The 6,934-nt window shown below is 70.5% G+C and carries 5 protein-coding genes; all 5 read left to right on the top strand.

From position 1 onward, the window contains the following. On the top strand, positions 1 to 836 hold an 836-nt coding region (locus Q0283_RS02060), incomplete at its 5' end, for a UPF0158 family protein (RefSeq protein WP_298042416.1). 625 nt (positions 837 to 1,461) lie between these two features. Further along, entirely contained in the window at positions 1,462 to 1,881 is a 420-nt protein-coding gene (locus Q0283_RS02055) for a hypothetical protein (RefSeq protein ID WP_298042412.1), read from the top strand. A 1-nt stretch (position 1,882) separates the two neighbouring features. Further along, positions 1,883 to 2,383, top strand: a complete 501-nt coding sequence (locus tag Q0283_RS02050; RefSeq protein ID WP_298042410.1) for a hypothetical protein — start codon at positions 1,883 to 1,885, stop codon at positions 2,381 to 2,383. Positions 2,384 to 2,530: 147 nt separating this feature from the next. Beyond that, positions 2,531 to 4,024, top strand: coding sequence for a class I SAM-dependent RNA methyltransferase (locus Q0283_RS02045; RefSeq protein ID WP_298042409.1), 1,494 nt, complete (start codon positions 2,531 to 2,533; stop codon positions 4,022 to 4,024). A 456-nt stretch (positions 4,025 to 4,480) separates the two neighbouring features. Beyond that, positions 4,481 to 6,703, top strand: coding sequence for a LuxR C-terminal-related transcriptional regulator (locus Q0283_RS02040; RefSeq protein WP_298042405.1), 2,223 nt, complete (start codon positions 4,481 to 4,483; stop codon positions 6,701 to 6,703). Positions 6,704 to 6,934 lie beyond the last annotated feature (231 nt).

The raw sequence follows: 6,934 nt of genomic DNA, 5'->3' as shown, positions 1-6,934 counted from the left end.
CGGTGCCTTTGCCGTACTTCGGCTGGGGCACCATCCCGGACCAGTACGGGCGCCGGTGGGCCCAGGACGACGGGGAAGGGCGGGTCCCGCGCCGACCGAGTCAGCCGCACCCCATGCGGTTGCATGCCTGGCCGGGCCGGACGCAGGTCCCCGCGCTGGATCTCACCGCGGTGCGCAGTGCCATCGCCAGATCGGATGCGGATGGCTTCTTGGCCGCGGTAGCCGGACGCGACATCGATGAGGCGCTGCAGCAGGTCGGAGCCGGGATCCCGATGGCCCTGGCCCAACGCCGCGGCCAGGCCGAACCGGTGGCCCTATCGGTGATCAACCGGCTCACCGGCCGGGACGGGCCCGGCGATACGGTGCTGGCCGAGGACCTGCTGACCGCACTACGCCGTCAGCCGCCGGCCGAGCCCGTGCTGCCGGTGGATCTGGAGACGCTCGCCGCCGTCCTCGAAACCGATCCCGGGACCTCGACTGGGGGCTGGCTCGAGGTGCGCACCGGTCAGGTGTACACCGACGAGGACACCGACCCGGCCATCGTCGGCCAGGACGCCGCCATCGACGTCGAGGAGGACCCGGACCGGTGGCTCCGGATCGACCCGGCCGGTTCACGGCAGGGCTGGGCGGACATGGCCGCCTTCGCCGGCCGGCAGCACGATCACACTCTGCGCGTCCGGCTGGAGCAGGCCATCCAGGGCCAGGGTGCCTTCGGCCGGTTCCGCGACCTCGTCCACGCCGAGGACCTGGCCGAACTATGGTCCGTGTACTCCACCGACCGCCGGATCGGCCGCGCCCGCACGTTCCTCGCCGACCACCACCTGCGAGCCGGCTGAAGCCCCCGATCCGCCCACCCTGACCGACTGGGTCTACTGGTTGGCCCGGGTTGGCTCGGTCAAGCGCCGCTAAGTTCGAACAACCCGGTGTCGTACGCCGTGCGTTTGATCGGGAATACCCGGCCGACTGGTTCGCGCGGGCTAGCTCGATCATGTGCCTCGAGGGGGTTCCGGAGCACTTGACGGGCATTTTTGGGCGTGAGCTTCGGGGGTTGCTGTCGTCTCGGAGAACTGTCGGGCCCTAAGACAGTAGGAATGCCTGTGTCTACGGCGCATCCCTCGGTCCCGCGAATGGTCAGATACCTTCTCGTTTTGTCAATACTCGTTCTCTACGTGGCGGCTCTGACCTGGGGTGTTTGTCGCGAAGGCCGAGCATGTAGCCATTCTGCACGCGGGGCGTCCGGATCCCGGGAGTGGAAGTGGGGTAGGAGGCATACTTGCGCCGAGTATGCCGGTTTTGGCTACGGTCGGGGTGGGGCGTCCGGTCGACGCGGGATATCCCACTGAACATCCTCCCGTGTCGGCCGGCCGTTTGGCAGGACGGAATGGCGGCGGCGATGCGGGGGCGGGAACTCGGGGTCGAGTTCCGCAGGATGCTGCGGATACCACCGGTGAGGAGGGGGTTGTGGAGCATGCACTGCGGATAGGGTTGCGGGCCGAGACGTTGCCCGGGCCGATCCGGCTCGACGCCGCGGGTTGTCTGACCCGGGCCAACCACGCGAGGTTGCTCAAGCTGTTGGACCGGGCGGTCTGCCTGAAGGGGTGTCCCAGCCTTACTGTCAACCTGGTCGATCTGGATCATCTGGAACCGGGTGCCTGGAGCGCCCTGGCCCGGCACCTCGCCGCCCTGGAACGTGCCCGGGCAGTGCCGGGGCAGGAACTGCTCGAGGTTGCCCCGGTGATCGGCGTCCATACCCCCACCCGCCCTCGGTATTGCACTGCCCCGCCGGCAGGCACGAACGTTCAGGACCTCGGGGTGGAGGATCTGAGTCTGGGGCATGTGCCGGTCTCGATCGACGGTGGCCTGTCCGAAGGGGGTCTGTGACGTGCCTGAGCAGCTTGAGCAGCTATCGACCGGTTTTGGTAGAGAAGCGCACCCCGACAGGACCACGGTCCGGGACCTGATGTCCCCACTGGGAGTGACGGCCTACGAGGGTGATCTCGTGGCCGAGGTCGCCGTCCGCCTATCCGGTCCGGCAGACACGGTGGTGCTAGTGGACGCCGCTGGACGGGCGGTGGGGGTCATCGTGGCGACCGATATTGAGCGCTTCGGGCGGCAGCAGGCCGGCCGGTGGCTGGACAGGCGCTGGTTCGACCTGGGCGGACCGGACCAGGCCTGGGTGCGGCCGGAGCATCCGGTGGAGGGTGTGGTCTGGCACTACCGTCACGGGCCAATCCGACCGTTGCTGGTGTTCAACGGCAACGAGGCCATCGGGGTCGTGCACCCCTCGGCCGTGTTCCAGTGGTGCGCCGAGCACCTACCCGCGGTGTTGCCAGAACTCAGCCAACGCGCCGCCGCCCAAGCCAGAGGGGCCTCCCCAGCATGAGGCACCGCACCAGAGGCCACACATATCCACCCGCCCCGGCCGCACCAGGACTCGACCGGTGGATCACACCCGGACACCCCCTCACCGACTTACGGGGTGATGAACGGGCCACCCAAGAACCTGCGCAGAAGAACAGGACCACATAAGATGACCACCTCCACCCCATCACCACCGCAGAGCAGGACGGCTTCGGTCGGGCCCGAGGCCTCGGTCCCGGTGCTGTGGACGTTGAGGGCCGGTCCGATGGTGCCCGGGGGTCACTGCGTGGCCCAGCACCAGGGACAGGTGGTGTTTGTCCGGCACGCGATCCCGGGCGAGACCGTGGTGGCCCGGGTGACCGAGGCCGGCCCGGCGCCCGGTGTGTACTGGGCAGACACCGTGCAGGTGCTGCGGGCCTCGGAGTTCCGCCGGGCCCACCCGTGGAAACTGGCCGACCCGCTGCGGTCCTACCCGGTCGGCCGGCGCCCGGTCGCCGGGGCAGAGTACGGCCACATCACCCTGGAGCATCAACGCCGGCTCAAGACCCAGGTCTTCCGAGACACCCTGGCCCGGGCCGGGGGCCCGCCGGCCGGGCAAATCCACGTCCACGTCGCCGGCGTCGCGGCCGATGAACCCGTCGGAATGCACTGGCGCACCCGCATCACGCTGGTGCTCTCCCCGGCCGGCCGGGTCTCCTTTCCGGTCCACCGTGGACCCGGCACCGTGCCGGTGCGCAATATCCCGCCGGCCCTGCCCGGCTGCGACGAGCTGCGCCTATGGGAGGTGGACTTCTCCGGGGCCGCAGGTATCGAACTCGCCACCGCTGCCCACGGGGCCGGAACATTGATCAACATCCATCCCACCCGACACATCGCTGGCACGCCGCGGGCCCTGCGGGCCCGCATGAAGTACTGGCGAGACCAGCTGTCCGGCACCCCGAACCACGTCTCGATCGTGGTGACCACCCCACCCTCGGGTCCCGGCCGGCCCCCGCTGGTCGCCGTCCTGCGCGGAGGGCCCACGATCCATGACCAGGTCAGCTCCGCCCGCTACGGGGCCCGGGACTTTCGGCTCAGCGGCACCGGACACTGGCCCGTCCACCGCGACGCCCCGACCATCCTGGTCGAGACCGTGTTGGCCGCAGCTCGTCCTCAGCCCGGTGACGTGGTGGTCGACCTGCATGCCGGGCCGGGTCTGTTCTCGGCCTTCCTGGCCCAGGCCGTCGGCGAGCAGGGGGTGGTCGTGGCGATCGAACCAGACGGCCGGGCCAGCCAGGACGCCCGGGACAACCTGTCCGACCTGTCCCAGGCGGTCGTCGTCAACAGTGCCGTCGAACCGGTGTTGGCCGGCTGGCCGCACGAGTCGCGGGTCAGGGACACCAGTGGACGACTCGCAGACCGCAAGGTCAATACCGTGGTCCTGAACTCCCTCTTCGCCGGTGCCGGACCCGCCGTCCTTGACCAGCTTCTGCGGCTGAACCCCGACAGAATTGTGCACATCTGTTCCGACCCCGCCTCCCTGGCCCGTGACATGTACCAGCTTCACCACCACGGGTGGCACCCGGAGCGCGTGGACGTCTACGACCTGGCCCCGAACACCCACCAGATGACCACGGTCAGCGTGTTCACCACCACAGGGCCCAGCTCCGGGGCGGCGGCGTGACCGGCTCCCGTACCGGTGCGGTTGTCTCGACAGCGGAAGGTGGTTCCGGCACGAGAGTAGCTGGTGCTTCTGCGGTCCGGGCGCGGTGCCCGAGATCGGCGCGGGCGAGCGAGCCTGCCATGACCGGCGGGGCTCTCGTATGGTGCCGGTTACAGGGCCGATGATCCGTTGAGCGTAGGAGGCACCGTGTCCGTGAGTGATTCCGCCGGTTCACCACCGGCCGGCCGGCCGGGCCGTCTTGCCCCTGCCCGGCGGCCAGCACCCGGGGCCGGCCCCAGGGGAACACCGCACCCGGCGCTGGCGCGGTTCCTGGACGGCCCCGAGACCGGGGAGAGGTTGTTGCTCCTGCAGGCGCCGCGGGGGGTGGGTGCCGGTTGGTTTGCGGCCGGGTGGGTCACCGCCGGCACACGGCCCGAACCGGGGAGGTCGTCAGCGCAGCAGAGCTTAGGGGCCCGAGTGCTGGATGGGACCGGTGCCGTCCGGGACCCGGACGCATTCATCGATCACCTGGGCGCCCTGCTGGAGGGCCCCGGGGCCGGCCGGATCGCCGTCCTGGGGGGCCATGACCTGCCCGTTTCTCGCCTGGCCGGGGCGTTGCCGGCCCGGGTGGCCGGAGTCGAGGACCTGTTACTGACCGTGACCGAGATCCAGGACCTCGCCGCCGGCTGGGCACCGCCGCTGGGGGTGTCCCCCCGGTCCGCGGCGCGGGGGGAATTCTCTCACGCGCGCCCGGGGCCACCGGTGTCGCCGGAGGCGGTCCACGCCGCAACCGGCGGGTGGCTGGGGCCGACACGGGTCCTGTGCGCGAACCCGCTGGCCACCGGCGCGTCCCGACGAGCGATCCTCTCCCCGTTGCTGCAATGGTTGGCAGGCATTGATCCACAGGGACTGATCGCCCAGGCTGCGTTCCTACCGGAGTACACCGAGCAGGTCCTGGCGGCCTTCCACCCCCACCGGACCGACCCGGGACCCACCCTGGAGCAGTTGGTCCAGCTCGGGCTGGTGGTGCCCAGCCGGCACGGGCCCTGGTGCATGCCCACCTTGATCCGGCAGGTGTTGGCCGAGTCCGTGCGTCAGGCCCGGGAACCAGGGGTGACGGTGGCAAGGGCGGCTGCGGTGGACGCGCTGGCCGCGGCCGGCAGGATCGAAACCGCTATCAAGGCCGCGCTGCACGGCCGGGCCTGGGACCGCGCCACCGACCTGATCCTGGAGCACTGGGCCGAGCTGTATTACACCGACCGGCCCGCACTGGCCCGGCTCACGGCCGAGCTACCCCGCTTGGTCATCGGGGGCATGGATGTCAGCGCCGTAGTCTCGCAGCTGTTGACCACCGTCGTGCACGGTCAGGGCCAGAAACGCTGGCCCGCCGTGGAACCAGACCTTGCGCGCGATAAAACCGGTCAACGCTTCCGCGCCGCGACCACCCGGTTGTCCCGCGATCCGGACCACCGCGCGCTGGTCCTGGGACTGATCGAGGTCGGGTATCTGCGCACCGCCGGACATTTCACCGCCTCAGCACGCGCCGCCGTCCGGCTGCGTCGCGCGCTGGCCGCGGCACTGACCACCCACCGGATCCGGCCCCTGCTGGCCGGGGTGAGCGAACTCCAGGCCGGCATCAGCCTGCACCTGGCCGACCGGCTGCAGGACGCACAAGCGGCCTACGAGCAGGCCTACTTCTGGGCCACGCAGGCCGGGGCGCCCGCACTGCAGGCCGACGCCGCGGCCCAACTGGCCCTGGTGACCGCCCACCTCTACGACACGGGCCGGGCCAGGCGGTGGATCGGCTGGGCCGAAGAACCACTGGCCCGGAACGACCGGGAGGCCTCGACGGCCGAACGGACCCTGGAGTTGGCCCGGGCGCACGTGGCGTTCACCGAACTGGATCACGAGGCGGTCCGCACCATCCTGCCGCGGTTGCCTGCCGCCCCGGACCGAGACGAGTTCTGGGCAGCCCACGCCTTTCTCCTGGCCCTGTGGTGGGGCTACCGGGACCAGACCATGCAGGCCGAGCACCGCATCCTTGACTGGCGGCGCGACCGCCCACACGCCCATCACGCTGCCCTGTCCGAGCGCCTGCTCACCGAGGCCCTGCACGCCGTGCGGTTCGGCACCGGCCACACCGGCCCGGTGCCCGGCTGGGAACACAGTCAGCTGCTGGCCAACCTGGAGGCCCTGCGCTGCCTACGCGCCGGAGACCCCGATGGGGCCCTACGCGCCCTGCCCCTGCCCGAACGCACCATCCCACGGCACCGCAGCCTCGCGATGATGATCGACGTGCTGGCCCGCACCGGTGCCACCCCGTCCACCGCACCGGACACGGTCCTACACCAACTCGCCGCCATCCACGCCGACGGCGGGGAACTCGCCGACCTGGCCGGGTTCCACGCTCTGGGCTGGACCCCCGTGTTCCGGCGTCTGGGAATGATCAACGACACCGATGCGGCCCGACTCCACGCCCACGCCCGCACCCTGGATGGCCCAGACGAACCCCCGGCCCTGACCCCACGCGAACGGCAAGTGCTGCACCTGCTGCGCGAAGGCCAGACCCGACACCAGATGGCCACCACCACGTTCCGATCCGAGAACACCATCAAAGGACAACTGCGCAGCCTCTACGCCAAACTCGGCGCCTCCACCGCCGCCCAAGCCCTCGACCAGGCACGGCGCTACGGCCTGTAAAGCCTGCAGCCCCCGGACCACCCCGATTAGCGCCCCGCCTGGGCCACCACCAGACACCGCACAGCGGTGCGTCCCGACCGGATGATCGTCCCCCGCCCGGCACAATCATGGACCCGCCCCACCCCCGCCCTTGCGCGGCGTATGCGGCCACCAGCGGCGCTCGGGACCCGATGCCCCTAAGTAAGTGTTGGGAAAGAGATCATTTCGTGGCGTGTGGTTGCCATGGTCGGC

The sequence above is a fragment of the uncultured Citricoccus sp. genome, assembly GCF_937871995.1.
In the GTDB taxonomy this organism is placed as follows: domain Bacteria; phylum Actinomycetota; class Actinomycetes; order Actinomycetales; family Micrococcaceae; genus Citricoccus.
The sequence above is the reverse complement of the archived record's forward strand: the minus strand, read 5'-3'. Positions and strand labels throughout refer to the sequence as shown.

Coding starts and splice junctions, on each gene's coding strand:
- Q0283_RS02045 (WP_298042409.1), top strand. CDS start 2,531: ATGACCACCTCCACCCCATCACCACCGCAGAGCAGGACGGCTTCGGTC.